This window comes from Mycobacterium asiaticum (genome assembly GCF_001668675.1).
In the GTDB taxonomy this organism is placed as follows: Bacteria; Actinomycetota; Actinomycetes; order Mycobacteriales; family Mycobacteriaceae; genus Mycobacterium; species Mycobacterium asiaticum_D.
Genome location: NZ_LZKQ01000146.1, coordinates 1 through 18,633, shown reverse-complemented (window position 1 = coordinate 18,633; position 18,633 = coordinate 1). Strand labels below are relative to the sequence as shown.

At 68.3% G+C, this 18,633-nt stretch carries 20 protein-coding genes and 1 pseudogene; 9 read left to right on the top strand and 12 right to left on the bottom strand.

Annotated features, from left to right (window positions below):
• The first annotated feature begins 10 nt into the window (after positions 1-10).
• Complete coding sequence (locus A9X01_RS12725) at positions 11-784, top strand: alpha/beta fold hydrolase (RefSeq protein ID WP_155772065.1); 774 nt, start codon at positions 11-13, stop codon at positions 782-784.
• 4 nt (positions 785-788) lie between these two features.
• On the opposite strand, the gene A9X01_RS12720 is transcribed toward A9X01_RS12725, so the two are convergent.
• Positions 789-1,700 carry an HhH-GPD family protein gene (locus tag A9X01_RS12720; RefSeq protein ID WP_065121119.1) on the bottom strand — a complete coding sequence of 304 codons (912 nt, stop codon included), beginning with the start codon at positions 1,698-1,700 and terminating at the stop codon, positions 789-791.
• Here A9X01_RS12720 and A9X01_RS12715 point away from each other — a divergent pair.
• Together A9X01_RS12715 and A9X01_RS12710 are read left to right on the top strand one after the other, a co-directional pair.
• Positions 1,699-2,316, top strand: coding sequence for a carbonic anhydrase (locus A9X01_RS12715; RefSeq protein WP_065121130.1), 618 nt, complete (start codon positions 1,699-1,701; stop codon positions 2,314-2,316). The genes A9X01_RS12720 and A9X01_RS12715 overlap by 2 nt on opposite strands.
• A gap of 81 nt (positions 2,317-2,397) precedes the next feature.
• Complete coding sequence (locus A9X01_RS12710) at positions 2,398-3,198, top strand: hypothetical protein (protein ID WP_155772064.1); 801 nt, start codon at positions 2,398-2,400, stop codon at positions 3,196-3,198.
• Here A9X01_RS12710 and disA read toward each other — a convergent pair whose 3' ends face one another.
• Genes disA through A9X01_RS12695 form a run of 3 tightly spaced genes read right to left on the bottom strand, consistent with a single transcriptional unit; the run spans position 3,199 to position 6,345 of the window.
• On the bottom strand, positions 3,199-4,275 hold the full coding sequence (gene disA / locus A9X01_RS12705; RefSeq protein ID WP_155772063.1) for a DNA integrity scanning diadenylate cyclase DisA: 1,077 nt from the start codon (positions 4,273-4,275) through the stop codon (positions 3,199-3,201).
• Between the two features lie 30 nt (positions 4,276-4,305).
• A complete protein-coding gene (gene radA / locus A9X01_RS12700) occupies positions 4,306-5,715 on the bottom strand; it encodes a DNA repair protein RadA (RefSeq protein ID WP_065121117.1) in 1,410 nt (469 codons plus the stop codon).
• A gap of 60 nt (positions 5,716-5,775) precedes the next feature.
• Positions 5,776-6,345 (bottom strand): copper chaperone PCu(A)C domain-containing protein, encoded by a 570-nt coding sequence (locus A9X01_RS12695; RefSeq protein WP_065121116.1) that lies wholly within the window; start codon positions 6,343-6,345, stop codon positions 5,776-5,778.
• 339 nt (positions 6,346-6,684) lie between these two features.
• Here A9X01_RS12695 and carD point away from each other — a divergent pair, with 339 nt between their 5' ends.
• Genes carD through rlmB form a run of 5 tightly spaced genes read left to right on the top strand, consistent with a single transcriptional unit; the run spans position 6,685 to position 10,746 of the window.
• Positions 6,685-7,173, top strand: a complete 489-nt coding sequence (gene carD / locus A9X01_RS12690) for an RNA polymerase-binding transcription factor CarD (RefSeq protein WP_036363145.1) — start codon at positions 6,685-6,687, stop codon at positions 7,171-7,173.
• A gap of 18 nt (positions 7,174-7,191) precedes the next feature.
• Complete coding sequence (gene ispD / locus A9X01_RS12685; RefSeq protein ID WP_065121115.1) at positions 7,192-7,881, top strand: 2-C-methyl-D-erythritol 4-phosphate cytidylyltransferase; 690 nt, start codon at positions 7,192-7,194, stop codon at positions 7,879-7,881.
• On the top strand, positions 7,878-8,357 hold the full coding sequence (ispF, locus tag A9X01_RS12680) for a 2-C-methyl-D-erythritol 2,4-cyclodiphosphate synthase (protein ID WP_155772062.1): 480 nt from the start codon (positions 7,878-7,880) through the stop codon (positions 8,355-8,357). Before ispD ends, ispF begins: the two co-directional genes overlap by 4 nt.
• 49 nt (positions 8,358-8,406) lie before the next feature.
• Positions 8,407-9,813 carry a cysteine--tRNA ligase gene (gene cysS / locus A9X01_RS12675; RefSeq protein WP_065121113.1) on the top strand — a complete coding sequence of 469 codons (1,407 nt, stop codon included), beginning with the start codon at positions 8,407-8,409 and terminating at the stop codon, positions 9,811-9,813.
• The gene (gene rlmB, locus A9X01_RS12670) at positions 9,814-10,746 is read left to right on the top strand and encodes a 23S rRNA (guanosine(2251)-2'-O)-methyltransferase RlmB (RefSeq protein WP_065121112.1); all 933 of its coding nucleotides are present in this window, start codon (positions 9,814-9,816) and stop codon (positions 10,744-10,746) included.
• A gap of 76 nt (positions 10,747-10,822) precedes the next feature.
• Here the strand turns inward: rlmB and A9X01_RS12665 are convergent, their stop codons facing one another.
• The 7 genes from A9X01_RS12665 to A9X01_RS12635 all read right to left on the bottom strand — a co-directional run bounded on the left by A9X01_RS12665 (position 10,823) and on the right by A9X01_RS12635 (position 17,269).
• Positions 10,823-12,064, bottom strand: coding sequence for an SLC13 family permease (locus tag A9X01_RS12665; protein ID WP_065121111.1), 1,242 nt, complete (start codon positions 12,062-12,064; stop codon positions 10,823-10,825).
• 4 nt (positions 12,065-12,068) lie between these two features.
• Positions 12,069-12,992: an MBL fold metallo-hydrolase gene (locus A9X01_RS12660; RefSeq protein ID WP_065121110.1), complete on the bottom strand. Its 924-nt coding sequence runs from the start codon at positions 12,990-12,992 to the stop codon at positions 12,069-12,071.
• A complete protein-coding gene (locus A9X01_RS12655; RefSeq protein ID WP_065121109.1) occupies positions 12,992-13,750 on the bottom strand; it encodes a LamB/YcsF family protein in 759 nt (252 codons plus the stop codon). The genes A9X01_RS12660 and A9X01_RS12655 overlap by 1 nt, the downstream gene beginning before the upstream one ends.
• A 182-nt stretch (positions 13,751-13,932) precedes the next feature.
• The gene (locus A9X01_RS12650; RefSeq protein WP_065121108.1) at positions 13,933-14,646 is read right to left on the bottom strand and encodes a sensor domain-containing protein; all 714 of its coding nucleotides are present in this window, start codon (positions 14,644-14,646) and stop codon (positions 13,933-13,935) included.
• 50 nt (positions 14,647-14,696) lie between these two features.
• Complete coding sequence (locus A9X01_RS12645; protein WP_065121128.1) at positions 14,697-15,536, bottom strand: metal ABC transporter permease; 840 nt, start codon at positions 15,534-15,536, stop codon at positions 14,697-14,699.
• A gap of 17 nt (positions 15,537-15,553) precedes the next feature.
• Positions 15,554-16,321, bottom strand: a complete 768-nt coding sequence (locus tag A9X01_RS12640; RefSeq protein WP_065121107.1) for a metal ABC transporter ATP-binding protein — start codon at positions 16,319-16,321, stop codon at positions 15,554-15,556.
• Between the two features lie 6 nt (positions 16,322-16,327).
• Positions 16,328-17,269, bottom strand: coding sequence for a metal ABC transporter solute-binding protein, Zn/Mn family (locus tag A9X01_RS12635; protein WP_081282356.1), 942 nt, complete (start codon positions 17,267-17,269; stop codon positions 16,328-16,330).
• A gap of 71 nt (positions 17,270-17,340) precedes the next feature.
• Here A9X01_RS12635 and A9X01_RS12630 point away from each other — a divergent pair, with 71 nt between their 5' ends.
• Entirely contained in the window at positions 17,341-18,420 is a 1,080-nt protein-coding gene (locus A9X01_RS12630; protein WP_065121106.1) for an Rv3575c family transcriptional regulator, read from the top strand.
• 3 nt (positions 18,421-18,423) lie between these two features.
• On the opposite strand, the pseudogene A9X01_RS12625 reads toward A9X01_RS12630, so the two are convergent.
• Positions 18,424-18,633, bottom strand: a pseudogene (locus A9X01_RS12625) (TetR family transcriptional regulator); the annotation flags it as partial.

Genomic DNA, 18,633 nt, shown 5'->3' with positions numbered 1-18,633 from the left:
CTAGGTTACCGTGCCCGGCATGCCCTCGGATCTGCTGACCCACCGCGGTGGACGCGGCAGGCCGCTGGTTCTGGTGCACGGACTGATGGGCCGTGGCACCACCTGGCCGCGCCAGTTGCCGTGGCTGACCAGGATGGGCGCGGTCTACACCTACGACGCGCCCTGGCACCGCGGGCGCGATGTCGACGATCCCTATCCGATCAGCACCGAGCGCTTCGTAGCCGACCTCGGCGATGCGGTCGCCGCCCTGGGGGTGCCGGTAACGCTGATCGGGCATTCAATGGGCGGCTTGCATTCCTGGTGTCTGGCGGCCGAGCGCCCGGACCTGGTGACAGCGCTGGTAGTGGAGGACATGGCTCCGGACTTCGTCGGACGGACCACAGGGCCCTGGGAACCGTGGCTGCACGCCCTACCTCTCGAATTCCATTCCCCCGAGCAGGTATTCGCGGAGTTCGGGCCGGTCGCCGGTCAGTACTTCCTGGAAGCTTTCGACCGCACCGAAACCGGCTGGCGCTTGCACGGCCATACCGCTCGATGGATAGAGATCGCCGCCGAGTGGGGCACCCGCGACTACTGGGCGCAGTGGCAGGCGGTGCGTGCGCCGACGCTGCTCATCGAAGCCGGAAACTCGGTGACCCCGCCGGGGCAAATGCGCCGCATGGCCGAAAACAGCTGTGTCACCGAGTATTTGAGTGTGCCTGGAGCCGGTCACCTGGTCCACGACGACGCCCCGGAGCTGTACCGTCAGGCGGTGGAGGCCTTCCTGGCGGCAACCGGAGCTTGACCGGCTACCCTTCGCCGGCCAGTGCGAACCGGCCGTCTGCGGTCTGGGTCACCAAGCCGTCGTCGAGCAGTGAAAACAGCGCCCGGTCGCGCTGGGCGGTGTCGGTCAGCCACGCGACGTCCAGTTGCGCGCGGGTGACCGGAGCATGGTTGTCGCGCAACACATCCAGCAGTCGGCCGCGGACCTGGCGGTCGGTTCCGGCGTAGGTCTGCGCACGCCGCGCCGGCCCGGTCGCCGGCGGATATCCGGCGCGCCGCCACGCGCATCCGTTTAGCGGGCACAGGCCGCAGCGCGGCGACCGGGCCGTGCACACCGTCGCACCGAGCTCCATCACCGCCACCGAGAACTCCGGTGCCGCCCCGTCGTCGGGCAGCAGGGCTTCGACATCGGCGTGGTCGCGCGTGGCCGACGGATTGCCCGCGTCGGCGCGGCCGTGCACGGCGCGTGCCACCACCCGGCGCACGTTGGTGTCCACCACCGGCACCCGCTGCCGGTACGCGAAGCAGGCAATCGCCCGTGCGGTGTAGCTGCCGACGCCGGGCAGCGTCAGCAGTACGTCGACATCTTCGGGCACCACGTCGTTGTGGTCACGTGCGATGACGATGGCGCATTCGTGCAGGCGTTTGGCCCGCCGCGGATAGCCGAGCTTGCCCCACGCCCGCAACACGTCGGCCGCGCTGGCGGCCGCCGGCGCGGACGGGGTGGGCCAGCGGCGTACCCAGTCGGTCCAGATCGGCAGCACCCGGACCACCGGAGTCTGCTGCAGCATGAACTCGCTGACCAGGATCTGCCACGCGCTGACACCTGGCTCCCGCCAGGGCAAGTCGCGGCGGGATCGGCGATACCAGTCCAAAACATCTGTGACTGGTATGGGAACCGAGCCAGTCACCGGCCGGTGCGGCAGAATGGCGGACATGCCCAACAGCAACCCGGTATCGGCGTGGAAAGCACTCAAAGAGGGTAACGAGCGGTTCGTGGCCGGCCAGCCGGCGCACCCGAGCCAGAGCGTGGAGCACCGGGCGAGCTTGGCCAACGGGCAGAAGCCGACCGCCGTCATCTTCGGCTGCTCGGACAGCCGGGTGGCCGCCGAGCTCATTTTCGACCAGGGTCTCGGGGATGTGTTCGTGGTCCGTACCGCTGGGCAGGCCATTGACTCGGCCGTGCTGGGCTCCATCGAGTACGCGGTCGCCGTTCTCAACGTCCCGTTGATCGTCGTCCTCGGTCACAACAGCTGTGGCGCCGTCAAGGCCACCATCAGTGCGATCGACGACGGTGAGATTCCTAGCGGATTCGTGCGCGACGTGGTGGAACGCGTCGTCCCGTCGGTGCTGGCGGGCCGCCGCGACGGCCTGACCCGGGTGGACGAGTTCGAGGCGCGGCACGTGAGCGAAACGCTGGCGCAACTGGTATCTCGCTCCTCGACCATCTCGGAGCGCGTCAACGACGGCACCCTGGGGCTCGCCGGCGTCACCTACAAGCTCTCCGACGGCCACGCGGAGCTCGTCGACCACATCGGTGACATCGGCGAATAGGCGCCCCGGCGGCTCAGCAAACCCCGCGACACGCCGGGCGGGGTCAGCCAAGACGGCGTGACCTGGCCCTACCGTGTAAATGTGCTGGATCTAGAACCGCGGGGCCCGCTACCTACTGAGATTTATTGGCGGCGCAGGGGGCTTGCCCTGGGCATCGCGGTCGTCGTGATCGGGATCGCCGTCGCCACCGTCATCGCCTTCGTCAGTAGTAACGCCGGGGCCAAGCCCGCCGAGAAGCCCGCCTCTGCACAGGGCCATCCGGGCTCGAACGCCCCGCAGGCGCCGCCGGCGCCGCAGCCGGCGGGGCAGACCGAAGCGCCCGCGCCCGGGTCGCCGCCCGGCATTGCGAACCCCGAGTCGCCCACCCCGACCGCCGCAGTGCAACCGCCGCCCGTGCTCAAGGATGGCGACGACTGCCCGGATTCGACGCTGGCGGTCAAGGGCCTGACCAACTCACCGCAGTACTACATCGGTGACCAGCCGAAATTCACCATGGTCGTCACCAACATCGGACTGGTCTCGTGCAAGCGCGACGTCGGCGCCGCGGTGCTGGCCGCCTACGTGTACTCGCTGGACAACAAGCGTTTGTGGTCCAACCTGGACTGCGCTCCGTCCAACGAAACCCTGGTGAAGACGTTCACCCCGGGCGAGCAGGTGACCACCGCGGTGACCTGGACCGGGATGGGCTCCGCGCCCAAATGCCCGCTGCCGCGGCCGGCGATCGGGCCGGGCACCTACAACCTCGTCGTGCAACTGGGCAACCTGCGGTCCCTATCGGTTCCCTTTGTGTTGAACCAGCCGCCGCAGCCGCCCGGCCCGGTGCCCGCACCTGGGCCCGCGCAAGCGCCGCCGCCGGAGGCGCCCCCCGTTCAGGGCGGCTAGTTACTGGTCGGTGATGGTCGATTCGGCCAGCTGGGACAGACCCTCGCGGACGTGGCGCGCCCACATGGCACCGATACCCTCGACCGATTGCAGGTCGTTCGCGCTGGCCGCCAACAGACCCTGCAGCGTTCCGAACGCCCGCACCAACAGGTCGACATGGGCGAACTGCAAGCGGGGGATGCCGGCCATCGCGCGGTAGCCCCGCGGGCTGAGCGCAGAATCCTGCGCCTCGGCCGTCGTCGGATAACCAAGCACCTTGGCCAGCGAGGTGAAGTCCAGCAACTCGGTGTCCGACAGCGCGTCCAATTCGTCCAGCGTCGCCGCGATCTGGTGTTGGGACGGCGGCTCGGGATTTGCGTGATAGTCCCGCACGATCAACTCCCGGGCGGTGTCGTTGCCGCCCAGCAGCTCTTCCAGCTGCAGGCGCAGCTGGCGCCCGTCGGTGCCCAGTTCGACCGCGTCGTAATCGATGGCCAGGCCGATGCGGCGGACCAGTTCGAGCCGCTGCACCACCGTCAGCACGTCGCGCAGCGTGACGAAGTCTTCGATCTCGGCCCGGGACAACTGGCGGCTGACCTCGTCCAGCCGGGTCTTGTAACGCTCCAAGGTGGCGATCGCCTGGTTGGCCCGGGACAGGATGGTCGCGGAGTCGGTCAGGACATGGCGTTCGCCGCACACGTAGACGGTCACGATGTTCATCGAATGGCTGACCGAGATCACCGGGTAACCCGTCTGGATCGCGGCCCGCTCCGCCGAGCGGTGCCGGGTGCCCGATTCGTCGGTGGGGATGGACGGGTCCGGAACGAGCTGCACATTGGCCCGCACGATGCGGCTGCCGTCCGTGGACAGCACCACCGCGCCGTCCATCTTGCACAGCTCGCGCAGCCTGGTCGGTGCGTAGCGGACGTCGAGGGAGAAACCGCCGTCACAGATGGCCTCGACGCTCTCGTCGTGACCGAGCACGATCAGGGCGCCGGTGCGCCCGCGCAGGATGCGCTCCAGTCCGTCGCGCAGCCCGGTGCCGGGAGCCAGTCGGGCGACAGCCTCACGCAGGGTCGGACGAGTCACAGCCAGCATTCTGCTATGGCGGGCGGTTCGGTGGGGACCCTAGTGCGAGTTATTCACGGCGTGCAGAGTCGCCGGTGCCCGGGCGTGATGGTCGGCGATGTTGACCATGTGGTGCAGCGCCTCGACGATGGTGGACGCACACAGGGCCCGCAAACCCGCCGGAATCGACTTGCAGCCCGGTGGCACCAGGGCGATGGTGAAGCCCTGCCGGGCCGCTTCGGCCAGCCGGCGCTCCATGCCGTGCACCGGCCGCAAGTCGCCCGCCAGCCCCACCTCGCCGATCATCACCGCGGTGGTGGGCAGCGGCAGGTTGGTGTCCGCTGAGGCCAGGGCGACCGCGACCGCGAGATCCGACGACGGATCGGTCAGGCGCATGCCGCCCACGGTCGACAGGTAAATGTCGTTGGCGCCCAGTCCCAACCGGGCATGCTTTTCCAGCACCGCCGTGATCATCGCGGCCCTGGCGTGGTCGATGCCGCTGACCGCGCGTCGCGGTGAGCCGCCGTTGGGAGTGGCCAGCAATGCCTGCACTTCGCCGATCAGCGGCCTTTTCCCGTCCAGGGTGACGGTGATCGCGGTGCCCGGAACCGGTGCCGGCCGCTGGTCCAGGAACAGGTTGGACGGGTCGGCGACACCTTCGATCCCGTTGTCGTGCAACAGGAAACACCCGACCTCATCCGCGGCGCCGAAGCGGTTCTTGATCCCGCGGACCATCCGTAGCGCGCCGTTGCGGTCGCCCTCGAAGTGCAGCACCACGTCGACGAGGTGCTCCAGTGAACGGGGCCCGGCGATGGCTCCGTCCTTGGTGACGTGCCCGACCAGAATCATCGCGACGCCGTTCGCCTTGGCCGCCGCGGTCAACGCGGCCGTCACCGCCCGCACCTGGGTGACCCCACCCGCGACGCCGTCGGCCTCACTGGTGGACATGGTCTGCACCGAGTCGACGATGACCAGCGCCGGCCGCACCGTCTCGATGTGGTGCAACACGGTGTGCAGGTCGGATTCGGCGGCCAGGTAGACATCGTCACCGGCGCAGCCGATCCGGTCGGCCCGCAGCCGGATCTGCCCGGCGGATTCCTCGCCGGAGATGTACAGAGCGCGCTGGCCTTGCTGCGCCCAGCGGTGCGCGACTTCCAGCAGCAGGGTCGATTTGCCGACCCCGGGTTCGCCCGCGAGCAGTGTCACCGAACCGGGAACCACACCCCCGCCCAGGACCCGGTCCAGCTCGTCGACGCCACTGCGGCGATGCCGGCTCTTATGTGGCTCCACGGCGCTGATCGGCACCGCCGGCGACCCGGTAGCCGCTGCACGTCTGCCGTTGCCGACAGCGGCAAGTACGGCCACCTCTTCGACGGTGCCCCAGGCGCCGCACTCCAGGCAGCGCCCCACCCATTTGGCGCTGATATGCCGGCATTCCGAGCACCGATATTGTGATCGCGCGTTGGCCACAACCGTGACCGTATCGACAGGTACCGACAGTTCCCCGGAAGGAAACGCCGTCAGGAGAGGTCAGCCGTGGTTGGAGTGCTCGTGGGGCTGCGCAACCCCCGCCGAAATCGGCACATCCACCGTGGCCTCGCCGGCCTTCTCGAACTTGAACGTGAAGTTGTACGTCAGGCCGTTGGTGATCGGTTTGCTCAGCTTGATGGTCGCCTTGGCGGCGCCGGTGGACGGGGCCGGGCCCGGGGCGACGGCCTGACCGTCGGGGGTTCCGATGAACAGCATCCCGCCGGCCGGCAGCTTAGCGTCCCCGGACACCGTCACGTTGCCGATGTCGCTGGTGATGCCGGTCAGACGGTCGCCGGTGTCGGGGTTGTTGTTCACGGCGACCAGCACCAGATCGACCGTGCGGCCGGGCTCGATGAAGTCAGTGGTCTGTTTTGCCTGGATCCGGATGTCGCGCAGCACGACGTTTTTGATGGTGACCCGGTTGCCGTTGACCGCGGGCTCCTGCGCCGCGGTCTGCGAGATCTGACCGGTTCCGCAACCACTGAGCGCGAGCACGGCGACGACGGCGGCGGCCAGCCAGGCGGTGATGCTGGCTAGGCGGAATGGCAGGCGGATGTTCAAGCGGTTCACTCAATGCCTCCTGCTCGGGCCCATCGGATTCAACTATGCAGAGTAGTAGCACGGTGCCGCGGACGGTAGCGGAGGGCCACCCGATGCCGGGCCGATGTCATGCGAGGGTCGTCGCAACGTGATCCCGGGTGAAATCCGGGGTTGCCGAAGGGCTATTCTTAGAGGCGCTTTCGGGCTCGTGCCCAAGGGTCCGGATGCACGAGAAACCATCACCCCCTGCATGTCTGGGCCCGCCTGTCAACCCCCATTCTGGGCGTCACGTGCCTCTGACCTGCACCGTTGATCCGCACGCGTCGGGCCCGCGTGTTAGACTTAATTAACGAAAGGGGCTCGAATCAGATGATCTTCAAGGTCGGTGACACCGTTGTCTACCCACATCACGGTGCTGCGTTAGTCGAGGCGATTGAGACTCGAACCATCAAAGGGGAGCAAAAAGAGTATCTCGTCTTGAAAGTTGCGCAGGGTGACCTGACCGTTCGAGTGCCCGCTGACAACGCCGAGTACGTCGGCGTCCGCGATGTCGTCGGCCAGGAAGGCCTCGACAAGGTTTTCCAGGTTTTGCGCGCTCCGCACACCGAAGAGCCCACCAACTGGTCGCGTCGCTACAAGGCCAACCTGGAGAAGCTCGCCTCGGGTGACGTGAACAAGGTTGCCGAGGTCGTGCGCGACCTGTGGCGTCGGGACCAGGAGCGCGGTTTGTCCGCGGGCGAGAAGCGGATGCTGGCCAAGGCCCGTCAGATCCTGGTCGGTGAGCTGGCGCTGGCGGAGAGCACAGACGACGCCAAGGCGTCGACCATCCTGGACGAGGTGCTGGCCGCCGCCTCCTGAATAGCCCGAGACGCTTAGGTGGGCGCGGGTAGCGGCAAAGTAGTCGCGGTGGTCCCGGCCGCAGGGTCGGGTCAGAGATTGTCTGCCGGCGTTCCCAAGGCGTTCTATCAACTCGAAGGGCACTCGCTGGTCGAGCGGGCCGTGACGGGTCTGCGTGATTCCGGTGTGGTCGACACCGTGGTTGTCGCCGTACCGCCGGACCGCACCGACGAAGCCAAGCTGATCCTGGGTCACATCGCGACCATCGTGGCCGGCGGTGGCAGCCGTTCGGAATCGGTGAGCAAGGCGCTGGCCGCGATCAGCGAATCGGCGGCGGGTGCGCCCGAGTTCGTGCTCGTACACGACGCTGCCCGCGCGCTGACACCCCCGGCCCTGATCGTGCGGGTGGTGGAGGCGTTGCGGGCCGGTCACAAAGCCGTCGTGCCCGGCGTCGCGGTGTCGGACACCGTCAAGGCCGTCGACGCCAACGGGGTGGTGCTGGGCACCCCGGAGCGGGCGGGCCTGCGCGCGGTGCAGACCCCGCAGGGCTTCGCCACCGAAATGCTGTTGCGCGCCTACCAACGCGCCGGAACCGCCGAGTTCACCGACGATGCGTCGCTGGTGGAGCAGATCGGTGGCCAGGTTCAGGTGGTCGACGGAGATCCCCTGGCATTCAAAATCACGACTCAACTGGACCTGGTGCTGGCCAAAGCTATAGTTCGCCAGTGATGGAGCTGCCCCGCGTCGGCCTGGGCGTCGATGTGCATCCGATCGAACCCGGTCGTCCGTGCTGGTTGGTGGGTCTGCTGTTCCCCAGCGCCGACGGTTGTTCCGGGCATTCCGACGGCGACGTCGCCGTCCACGCGCTGTGTGACGCCGTGTTGTCCGCGGCCGGGCTCGGTGACATCGGCGGCGTTTTCGGAGTCGACGATCCGCGCTGGGAGGCGGTCAGCGGCGCCGACATGCTCCGGCACGTCGTCGGGCTCCTCACCGAACACGGCTTCCGGGTGGGGAACGCCGCGGTACAGGTGATCGGCAACCGGCCGAAGATCGGCTGGCGGCGGTACGAGGCGCAGGCGGTACTTTCCCGATTGCTCAACGCGCCGGTCTCGGTGGCGGCAACCACCACGGACGGCCTGGGCCTGACCGGTCGAGGGGAGGGTCTGGCCGCGATCGCCACGGCGCTGGTGGTTTCGCTGCGATAGCACCCGCGAGGGACAGTGCTGACTGACCGAGGCAGTAAGCTGGCACGTCGTGACCGATCGTGCCCGCTTGCGGCTACATGACACGGCGACGGGTGTCGTCCGTGACTTCGTGCCGCTGCGCGCCGGGCACGTCTCCATCTATCAGTGCGGTGCCACCCCGCAGGGGCTGCCGCACATCGGCCATGTCCGCAGCGGCGTGGCCTTTGACATCCTTCGGCGCTGGTTGATCGCCCGCGGCTATGACGTGGCGTTCATCCGCAACGTCACTGACATCGAAGACAAGATCCTGGCCAAGGCGGCCGCGGCCGGCCGGCCGTGGTGGGAGTGGGCCGCGACCCACGAGCGTGCCTTTACGGCCGCCTACGACGCGCTGGACGTGCTGCCGCCGTCCGCGGAGCCCCGCGCCACCGGCCACATCACCCAGATGATCGACTTAATGGAACGGCTGATCGAAAAAGGGCACGCCTATGCCGCCGCGGGCGACATCTACTTCGATGTGCTCAGCTATCCGGATTACGGCCAGCTGTCCGGCCATCGGATCGACGACGTCCACCAGGGCGAGGGCGTGGCCACCGGCAAGCGGGACCAGCGCGACTTCACGCTGTGGAAGGGCGAGAAGCCCGGTGAACCGTCCTGGCCGTCGCCGTGGGGCCGCGGGCGGCCGGGCTGGCACATCGAATGCTCGGCCATGGCCCGCACTTATCTGGGGCCCGAGTTCGACATCCACTGCGGCGGGATGGATCTGATTTTCCCGCACCACGAGAACGAGATCGCGCAGAGCCGCGCCGCCGGCGACGGGTTCGCCCAGTTATGGCTGCACAACGGCTGGGTGACGATGGGCGGCGAGAAGATGAGCAAGTCGCTGGGCAACGTCGTGTCCATCCCGGCGATGCTGCAGCGGGTCCGGCCCGCCGAACTCCGGTACTACCTGGGCAGCGCGCACTACCGGTCGATGCTGGAGTTCTCCGACGCCGCGTTGCAGGACGCGGTCAAGGCTTATGTCGGCGTCGAAGAGTTCCTGCATCGGGTGCGCCGCCGGGTGGGTGCCGTCTACCCCGGGGAATGGACACCGCGCTTCGCCGAGGCGCTCGACGACGACCTTTCGGTGCCCGTCGCGCTGGCCGAGATCCACCACGCCCGGGCCGACGGCAACCGGGCCCTCGACGCCGGCGATCACGAGGCCGCGCTACAAAGTGCCAGCTCCATCCGCGCCATGATGGGGATTTTGGGCTGCGACCCGCTGGACGAGCGGTGGGAGACCCGCGACGAGACGTCGGCCGCGTTGGCCGCGGTGGATGTGTTGGTGCAAGCGGAGATCCAGAATCGGGAGAAGGCGCGCGAGCAGCGTAACTGGGCGCTGGCCGACGAGATCCGGGACCGGTTGAAGCAGGCCGGCATCGAAGTCACCGACACCGCCGACGGCCCGCAGTGGACGTTGGGCGGCGACGGCAAGTAGATGGCCGGAAACTCGCAGCGCCGGGGGGCGATACGCAAAGCCGGCACCAAGAAGGGGCCCAAGGTCGGCTCGGGCGGCCAACGCCGGCGCGGCCTGGAAGGGCGCGGTCCCACCCCGCCGGCGCACCTGCGTCCCAATCACCCGGCCGCCAAGCGGGCCGGTGCGCAGCAGCCGCGCCGGCCCACCAAGCGGGTCGAGGAAGCCGAGACCGTGCTCGGGCGCAACCCGGTGCTGGAGTGCCTGCGCGCCGGTGTGCCGGCGACCGCGCTCTACGTTGCGCTGGGCACGGACGCCGACGAGCGGCTGACGGAATCCGTTGCGCGCGCGGCCGACTCGGGCATCGCCATTCTCGAGGTGCCGCGCAGTGATCTGGACCGGATGACGGCCAATCACCTGCATCAGGGGATCGCGCTGCAGGTTCCGCCGTACAACTACGCTCACCCCGACGATTTGGTTGCCACCGCCATCGAGTCGCCGCCCGCGCTGCTGGTCGCGCTGGACAACATCTCCGATCCGCGCAACCTGGGGGCGATCGTGCGGTCGGTGGCGGCGTTCGGTGGCCACGGCGTGGTGATCCCGCAGCGCCGTTCCGCCTCGGTGACCGCCGTGGCATGGCGTACCAGCGCCGGGGCCGCGGCCCGGATCCCGGTGGCACGGGCCACGAATTTGACGCGGACACTTAAGGATTGGGCTGGCCGGGGGCTGCAGGTGATCGGACTGGACGCCGGCGGCGACACCGCGCTGGACGATCTCGACGGCACCGACCCGCTGGTGATGGTGGTCGGCTCGGAGGGCAAGGGCTTGTCGCGGCTGGTGCGCGAGAACTGTGACCACGTGGTGTCCATCCCGATGGCCGGCAAGACCGAGTCGCTGAACGCGGCGGTGGCCGCGGGCGTGGTGCTGGCCGAGATCGCCCGCCAGCGCCGGGGTTGATTTCATTTGCGCGAGCAGACGCTAAAGTCCCCGACACGCCGGGTCTAAAGGAGCTTTCGCGTCTGCTCGGCCAGGGTTAGGTGCCGATGAAGCGCCAGCTCACCCAGAGTGCGACGACCGCAACCACCAAAGCCGTGGGCACGGTGCACAGACCGAGCCGGGTGTACTCACCAACGCTCGGCGCGACGTTGTGCTGGCGCAGCACCCGGCGCCACAGCAGATTCGACAGCGAGCCGACGTAGGTCAGGTTGGGCCCGATGTTGACGCCGATCAGCGTGGCCAGCACGGCCGGGGGTCCGCCGGCCGCGACCAGCGGCACCAATACCAGCGTCGCGGGCAGGTTGTTCACCACGTTGGCCAGCACCGCGGCCAGGGCGGCGATTCCCAGCAGGGCCGGCAGGCCAGTTCCAGAAGGCACCAGCGACGACATCTTGGCGGTCATGCCGTTGAGCATCACCGCTTGTACGACGATGCCCAGCGCTGGGACGAACACCAGGAAGGGAACATTCGCCGAGCGCACGATCTCGGCCAGTGAGGTGTGCCGACGGCGCAGACTGCGGACCGCCAACACCAAGGCGCCGGCCAGCGCCGCCCACGCCGGCGCGACGTCCAGCCACTCGGCGACGGCGAACCCGGCAAGGGTCAGCCCGACGACCACCAAGACGAATACCGGGGGAGTGGGCGGTGGGCCAAGATCGGTGCGGTCGGGCTGGGTGCGCAGGTCGCGGGCGAAGAACCAGCGGAAGACGACGTACACCGCGGCTATCGCTGACAGCCACGGCAACGCCATGACCAGGGTGAACTTGACGAACGAGATGTGCGCACTGCGGAAGACGAGCAGGTTCGTCAGATTCGACACCGGCAGTAGCAGCGACGCCGAATTGGCCAGATGCGCCGTGGCATAGGCGTACGGCGGGGCTGGGGTCCGCAACTGGCGCACGGTGACAAGCACTACCGGCGTCAGCAGCACAACCGTCGCGTCCAGGCTGAGTACCGCGGTGATGACTCCCGAGATGACGAACACCTGCCGCAGCAGACCGTGCGACCCCGAACTGCCGCGTGCCATCGCCGCACCAGCAGCTTCGAACAATCCCTCGTCGTCACACAGCTTGGCCAGCACCAGCACCGCGCCCAGGAAGCCCACCACCCGGCCGAGTCCCACGATCTGCGCCCCGGCCTGATGTGTGGAGATCGCCCCCACCGCGATCAGGATGGCCGCCGCGGGGACGGCCGCCGCAGCCTCTGGCCAACCCCGTGGGCGCGCGACCGCGAACCCGAGCACGACAGCCAGCAGTACCAGCGAAAGGGTCAGTATCAACGTGTCAGGCCCAGGGGTCCTCGCGCTGCCAGACCGTCGGCATCTGCACCGCAATTCCGTCCTCGGCGGCCAACTCGTCCAGCACCCGGATGGAGACATCCAGGTCGTCCCCGGCATAGGGCAAGGCCCGCAATGCCTTTGACAGCGGGCGGAAAAAGTCGTCCCAATGGATGAGGACCACGCGCTGGGCTCCCACCGCCCGTACCGTCTCGTTCCAGTATTCGACGACATAGGAGCGCGGCTGCAGGCCCAGTTGTCCCACGCTCAGATAGACGGCCTCGGCGCGCATGCCGTTGAGCGCCCCGGCGACGTAGCCGGCGCTGCCCTGGATCAGCAGTCGCCGGTCCGAGGGGCGATGGTGGATCAGCGTCGACCAGGACTCGCCGCAGCGGTAAACCGAGGCCTTCACCGGCGGGCGGACCGGTGCGCTGATCACCCCAGGGAAGCGGTCCGGCGGGCAGTGGTGTGACTCGACCAGCGTCACATCGAAGGCGCCCAACGTGATTGGCGCTCCCGACGACACCACGACGAGCCGGTCCTCCGGCAACCCATGTCCGCGTCCCACATTGGCCGCCGACTGCCCGCCGACCAGTGGGGCACCGGTGCGTTCGGCCACCAACGGCGAATCCAGCACATGGTCGATGTGGGTATGCACGGGAATCACCGCGGCAAGCCGAGATACCTTGGCCCGGGCCAGGCAACCGTCGACGCGGGCCGCTGACGGGGCCACCTTGCCCGCCGCGACTTGGGCCAGGCCCGGGCGGGAGAAATAGCCGTCGGTCAGCAGCGGCGGGGATGATCCGTCGTCGACCAGCAGCGTCGCCACACCCATCCATGTCACCGAAAGAGGCGAATCAGCGCTTGCCGCTGGCACATTGAAGCGATCCGCGTAGCGCGCGAGGTCCGGGCGACCGAGTTTCAGCCGCATCAGCAGAACGCTTCGATCTCGACGCCGGCGGCTTCTAACTCAGCACGCACCGCGCGGGCGATATCCACGGCGCCCGGCGAATCACCGTGCACACAAACGGATTTGACGGTTATAGGAACCGTCGTCCCATCGATCGCGCTGACCTGCCCGTCGGACACCATGCGCACCACCCGCTGGGCGATCGTCCTCGGATCGTGCAGCACCGCATCCGGTTCGCGACGGGAGACCAAGCTTCCGTCGGGCCGATAGGCGCGGTCGGCGAACGCTTCGGCGACGGTGTGCAGACCCAGGCGCTCGGCTTCGTCGAAGAACGCCGAACCGGTCATGCCGAGTACCGGCAGCGCCGAGTCGACACTGTCGACCGCCTCGGCGACGGCGGCGCCCTGCTCCCGGTTGGTCACAATCGTGTTGTACAGTGCGCCATGGGGTTTGACGTAGGACACCACCGAACCGGCCGCCTGCGCCAGCGCCTGCAACGCACCGATCTGGTAGATGACGTCGGCGAGCAGATCCTCGGCCGCGACGTCGATGAAGCGCCGACCGAAGCCGGCCAGGTCCCGGTAACTGACCTGCGCGCCGATGCGTACGCCGCGGTCGGCGGCCGACCGGCATACCCGCAACAGCCCGGCCGGGTCACCGGCATGGAAACCGCACGCCACGTTGGCGCTGGTGACGATCTCGAGCATCGCGTCGTCGTCGCCGAGCTGCCAAACGCCGAACCCTTCGCCCAAGTCGGCGTTGAGATCGATGCGGGCCACCAGGCTAGCTTAGGCCCGCCGACGATGTCCGCCGCTTGGGGCGGGAGGAGGAGGTGGGCGATTGGGGTTAGGCCCGCCGACGATGTCCGCCGCTGGCGGCGGGAGGAGGTGGGCGATTGGGCTTAGGCCCGCCGACGATGTCCGCCGCTGGCGGCGGGGCAGGTGGGCGATCCAGGTCCCGCCTACAGCTTCGCGATGTTGCCCGCGATCTGGTTGGCGATCTCGACTGCGGCCGAGCCCATTTGGTCGTAGGAGCACGCCACGATGTCGATCGCAATGTTGTTGCGCACCGTCAGGGCCCGCTGGCAGGCCCAGCCATTGCCTGCTTCCTGGGTTTGCGAGCTGGTCAGAATGCCATTGTCTTCGGTCACGTCGCCCACCGACCAGATGGTGTCGGGCTGAGTCGGGCTGACGTCGTTGAATCGACGGTTCGAGCAGCCCTTCCAGCTCTGCACGGAAGACCGGTAAAAGTTGCTGGCGTCTTGCGCATTCGGGAACGCCACCACCGCCTGGATGGCGTAGTGCTTGCGCTTTTTGGAGTCGTCGATGCTGTCGTCCAGGCGTTGTCCCCGCATGGCGGTCCACCCGGTTCCCGCATAGACCTTGTCCTGCGCGGCACCGTCCACGGCCAGGCAATCCTTGTCGGACACGTTCTTGCTCCAGTCCCACATCCCCTTGGCCGGAAACCAGACCTTCATCGAGGTGGCGCCCAACGCGCTGTTGATCTGGCTGGAATCCAGCAACAGCCCCTCCAAGGCGTTGACCGGAACGGGCCGCTGGTTAGCCAGGCCTGCTTTCTCGCCGGCAACCGCGCTGCCGTCCACCAGATCCGTGCAGCCGGCGGCGAGCAAGCAGACGCCGGCCAGCGCGGCGGCCGCGACGATTCGCTGGCGCACGTGTCCCTCCCCACCTTCACGAGCTGCGGTTCCCCCACCGAACCTCCAGCTTAGTGCCGCGCCACGCGGTATTTGCCCAGCATCCAGCAAAACAGGTAGATGACAAACGAAATGGCGGCCACGAACACCGAGACGGGCACCCCCGGCGCCAGGGACAGCACGATCCCGCCGACCGCGGCGACCTCAGCGAACAGCACCGACGTCGCTATCGCCAACCCGGGCGCGGTGATGACGCGCGCAGCCGCGGCTGCCGGGGTGATCAGCAACGACATCACCAGCAGCGCCCCGACGATCTGGACGGCCTGGGCGGCGACCACCCCGACCAACGCGGCGAACACGATCCCCAGCGCGCGCACCGGGACCCCGCGGGCCGCCGCGACGTCCGGGTCGACCGTCGCAAATAGCAACGGCCGGTAGCAGCAGCCCAGAACGGCGATGACGAGCACGCACACCGCCGCTAGCATGGCCAGCCCCGAGTAGCCGACTCCGACGATCTGACCGGTCAGCAACGCGAAACTGGTGCCGGTACGGCCGGGGTACAGGTGGATGAACAGCACCGCCAGGCCCAGGCCGAACGCCAGCACCACCCCGATCACCGAATCTCGTTCCCGGGCGCGCTGCCCGAGCACCCCGAACAGGGCGGCCGCCAGCGCACTACCCACCAGAGCGCCCACCCCGACGTCGAACCCGGCCAGCAACGCGAATGCCGCTCCGGTCAAGGACAATTCACTGGACCCGTGCACAGCGAACGACATCTGGCGCAGCACGATGAACGGGCCGATCAACCCGGCCACCAGACCCAACAGGGCCGCGGCGATCAGCGCCTGCTGCACGAAATCATGCCGAAGCAGATGTGCGGTCAGATCGACGGCGAACAGATGGTTCAACATCTCGGTGAGGCGTTCGTTCACAGGTGCCGCCCGTCCGGAACGCCGACCACGAAGTACTGGTCCTTGACCCTGACGACCTCGACGTCGGCCCGGTACAGCTCCGACAGCGTCCGAGCGGTCATCACCGACTCGACGGTGCCGATCCGGAACCGTCCATCCACCAGGTACAGCACCCGATCCACATACGGCAGGATCGGATTCAGCTCGTGGGTGACGACGATGACCGCCGTGCCGGCATCGCGGCGGCGCCGGTCGATCAGCGCCGCGACCAGCCTCGCGTTGGCCGGGTCAAGCGCCAGCAGCGGCTCATCGCAGAGCATCACGGTCGGGTCGCTGGCCAGCGCCTGCGCTATCCGCACCCGTTGCAGCTCACCGCCGGACATCAGCCCCACCCGCACATCGGCCAACCGTTCGCCATTGACCTGCTGCAGTGCCCGCTGCACCGCCGCCCGCCGCAGCGTCCGGTCGCTGCGCCGCAGTGCCGACACGCCCCAGCGGTGGCCGTCGACGCCCAGGCCGACCAGGTCGCGCCCGCGCAGCAGCACCTCCCGATCCAACGGATGATGCTGCGGCACATAGCCAACCGGCCCCTGCACCGTCGCGTTCCCGGCGCTCAACGGTAGTTGCCCGAGCAGCACCTTGAGCAGCGACGTCTTGCCGCTGCCGTTGGGACCCAGTACCGCAATGAATTCGCCGGCAGAGACGGACAATTCGAGATTGTCCCAGAGCGCGCGGGCACCGAAGGCCAGTCGCGCGTCGACCAGCGCGACCGCTTCAGCGCCCACGGATCCTCAGCTGTCCGACTTCAGCGCGTCAGTCAACTGGTTGACGGTATTGCGCTGCCAGGTCAAGTAATCGGAACCGCTGGGCAGGTTCTCGGACACTTCGGCCACCGGCACCCCGGCTCGGCGGGCGGCGGCCTGCAGGTCGGCGATGGCGGGGGTACTGGTCTGCGGGTTGATCAGCAGCGCCGCGACGTCGCGATTGTTGATCAGGTCCAGGACGGACGCCATGTCGGCGGGGGCGGGGTCGTCGTCGTTCTCGTTGGCTTCGGCGAAGGCCGGCGGAGTGCGGTTGATCAATCCCGATGCCGTGAGCAGGTAGTGCACGACTGGCTCGGTGGCGATGACGCCGGTGGCCGGGTGCGCGGCCGCGATGGCGTGCTCGGACTTGACGATCGCATCGGCGCCGCGGCCGAATTCGATTGCGTTGGCCCGATAATCCATCGAGTTGGACGGGTCGATCACCGCCAGGCGCTCGGCGATGGCCGCGGCCACCGCCTTGGCGACCGTCAGGTTGTAGAACACGTGCTCGTCGGGAGCCTCGTTCACGGTTCCCAGGTAGGCGAAAGCATCGACCGCCTGAATGCCGCGATGTACGGTCAGCACCCGTTCCACCCACGGGTCATAGCCGCCGCCGTTGTACACCACCAGATCCGCGTCAGCCAGCGCGGCCGCGTCGGCGGCGGTGGCCTGATACGAATGGGGGTCGGCGTTGGCGCCGTTGAGGATGGACTTGACGGCGATGTGATTACCGGCGACCGCCCGTGCCACGCTGCCCCACACTTCCGTGGAGGCCACGACCGCAACGGCTCCCGGGTGAGCTGGACCGGTGGATGAGCAACCCGACAGCGCGGTCGAGCCCAGCAGGCCCACCGGGACAGCACGCAGCCACGTCCGCCAGCATTTCCGCACGTCGATTCCTTCCACCGGGCCGAGAGGCCGACCCACCATACTAATGAAAACCGTTTCCATTAGAAAGTCGGGTGCAGGCCTACCACCGCATCCGTTGTAGCCTCCCGAGCATGAGTCCCACACCGCGCAGGCGGGCGACTCTGGCGTCGTTGGCAGCCGAACTCAAGGTGTCCCGCACCACGATCTCCAACGCCTTCAACCGACCGGATCAGCTCTCGCCCCAACTCCGGGAGCGGGTGCTCGCCACCGCCAAGCGCCTAGGTTACGCGGGGCCGGACCCGGTCGCGCGGTCACTGCGCACCCGCAAGGCCGGCGCCGTCGGCCTGGTGATGACCGAGGCGCTGACGTACTCGTTCAGCGACCCGGCGGCACGGGATTTCGTTGCGGGAGTGGCGCAGTCGTGCGAGGAGCTCGGGCAGGGTCTGCTGCTGGTGGCGGTGGGACCCAGCCGCAGCATCGAGGACGGCACCGCGGCCGTGCTGGGGGCCGGGGTGGACGGCTTCGTGGTCTATTCGGTCCGGGACGACGACCCGTACCTGCAGGCGGTGTTGCAACGGCGCCTGCCCGTGGTGGTGGTCGACCAGCCGGTCGGTCTGTCAGGCGTGTCCCGGGTCGGCATCGACGACCGCGCCGCGATGCGCGAGCTCGCGGAGTACGTGCTCGGCCTGGGGCATCGTGAGATCGGTTTGCTGACAATGCGACTCGGCGACGACCGGCGCATGGGCCTGGTGGACGCCGAACGGCTGCGGTCGCCCACCTTCGACGTGCAGCGGGAACGCATCATCGGTATCTGGGAGGCGATGACCGCGGCCGGCGTCGACCCGGATGCGCTGACGGTGGTGGAGAGCGACGAGCACCTGCCGACCTCGGGCGGTGATGCCGCAAAGCTGGCACTGGAGGTCAATCCGCGCATCACCGCATTGATGTGCACCGCGGATATCCTGGCCCTCTCAGCGATGGATTACCTTCGCGCACACGGGATTTACGTGCCCGGTCAGATGACGGTCACCGGGTTCGACGGTGTCGACGATGCCATCAGCCGCGGGCTGACCACGGTCGCACAGCCGAGCCTGCAAAAGGGCCGGCGCGCGGGTGAGTTGGTGCTCAAGCCGCCGCGGTCCGGGCTGCCGGTGGTCGAACTGCTCGCCACCGAACTGATCCGGGGCCGCACCTGCGGGCCTCCCGCGTGATGGTCAGCTCGCGGACTGATCGCCGATCAGCAACCGCACGGCCAGATCCAGTCGCTTGCTGACGTCGGTGGCCGAGGCGCGGCGGGTGAGCCAGGCCAGCAGGTTGGACAGCCACACATCCGAGATGACCCTCGCGATGTGGTACTGGTCCTCGGTCGGTTCGCCGTCGCTCATCGCCCGCGCGAACATGCTGTCGATCAGGTCGAGAAGCCG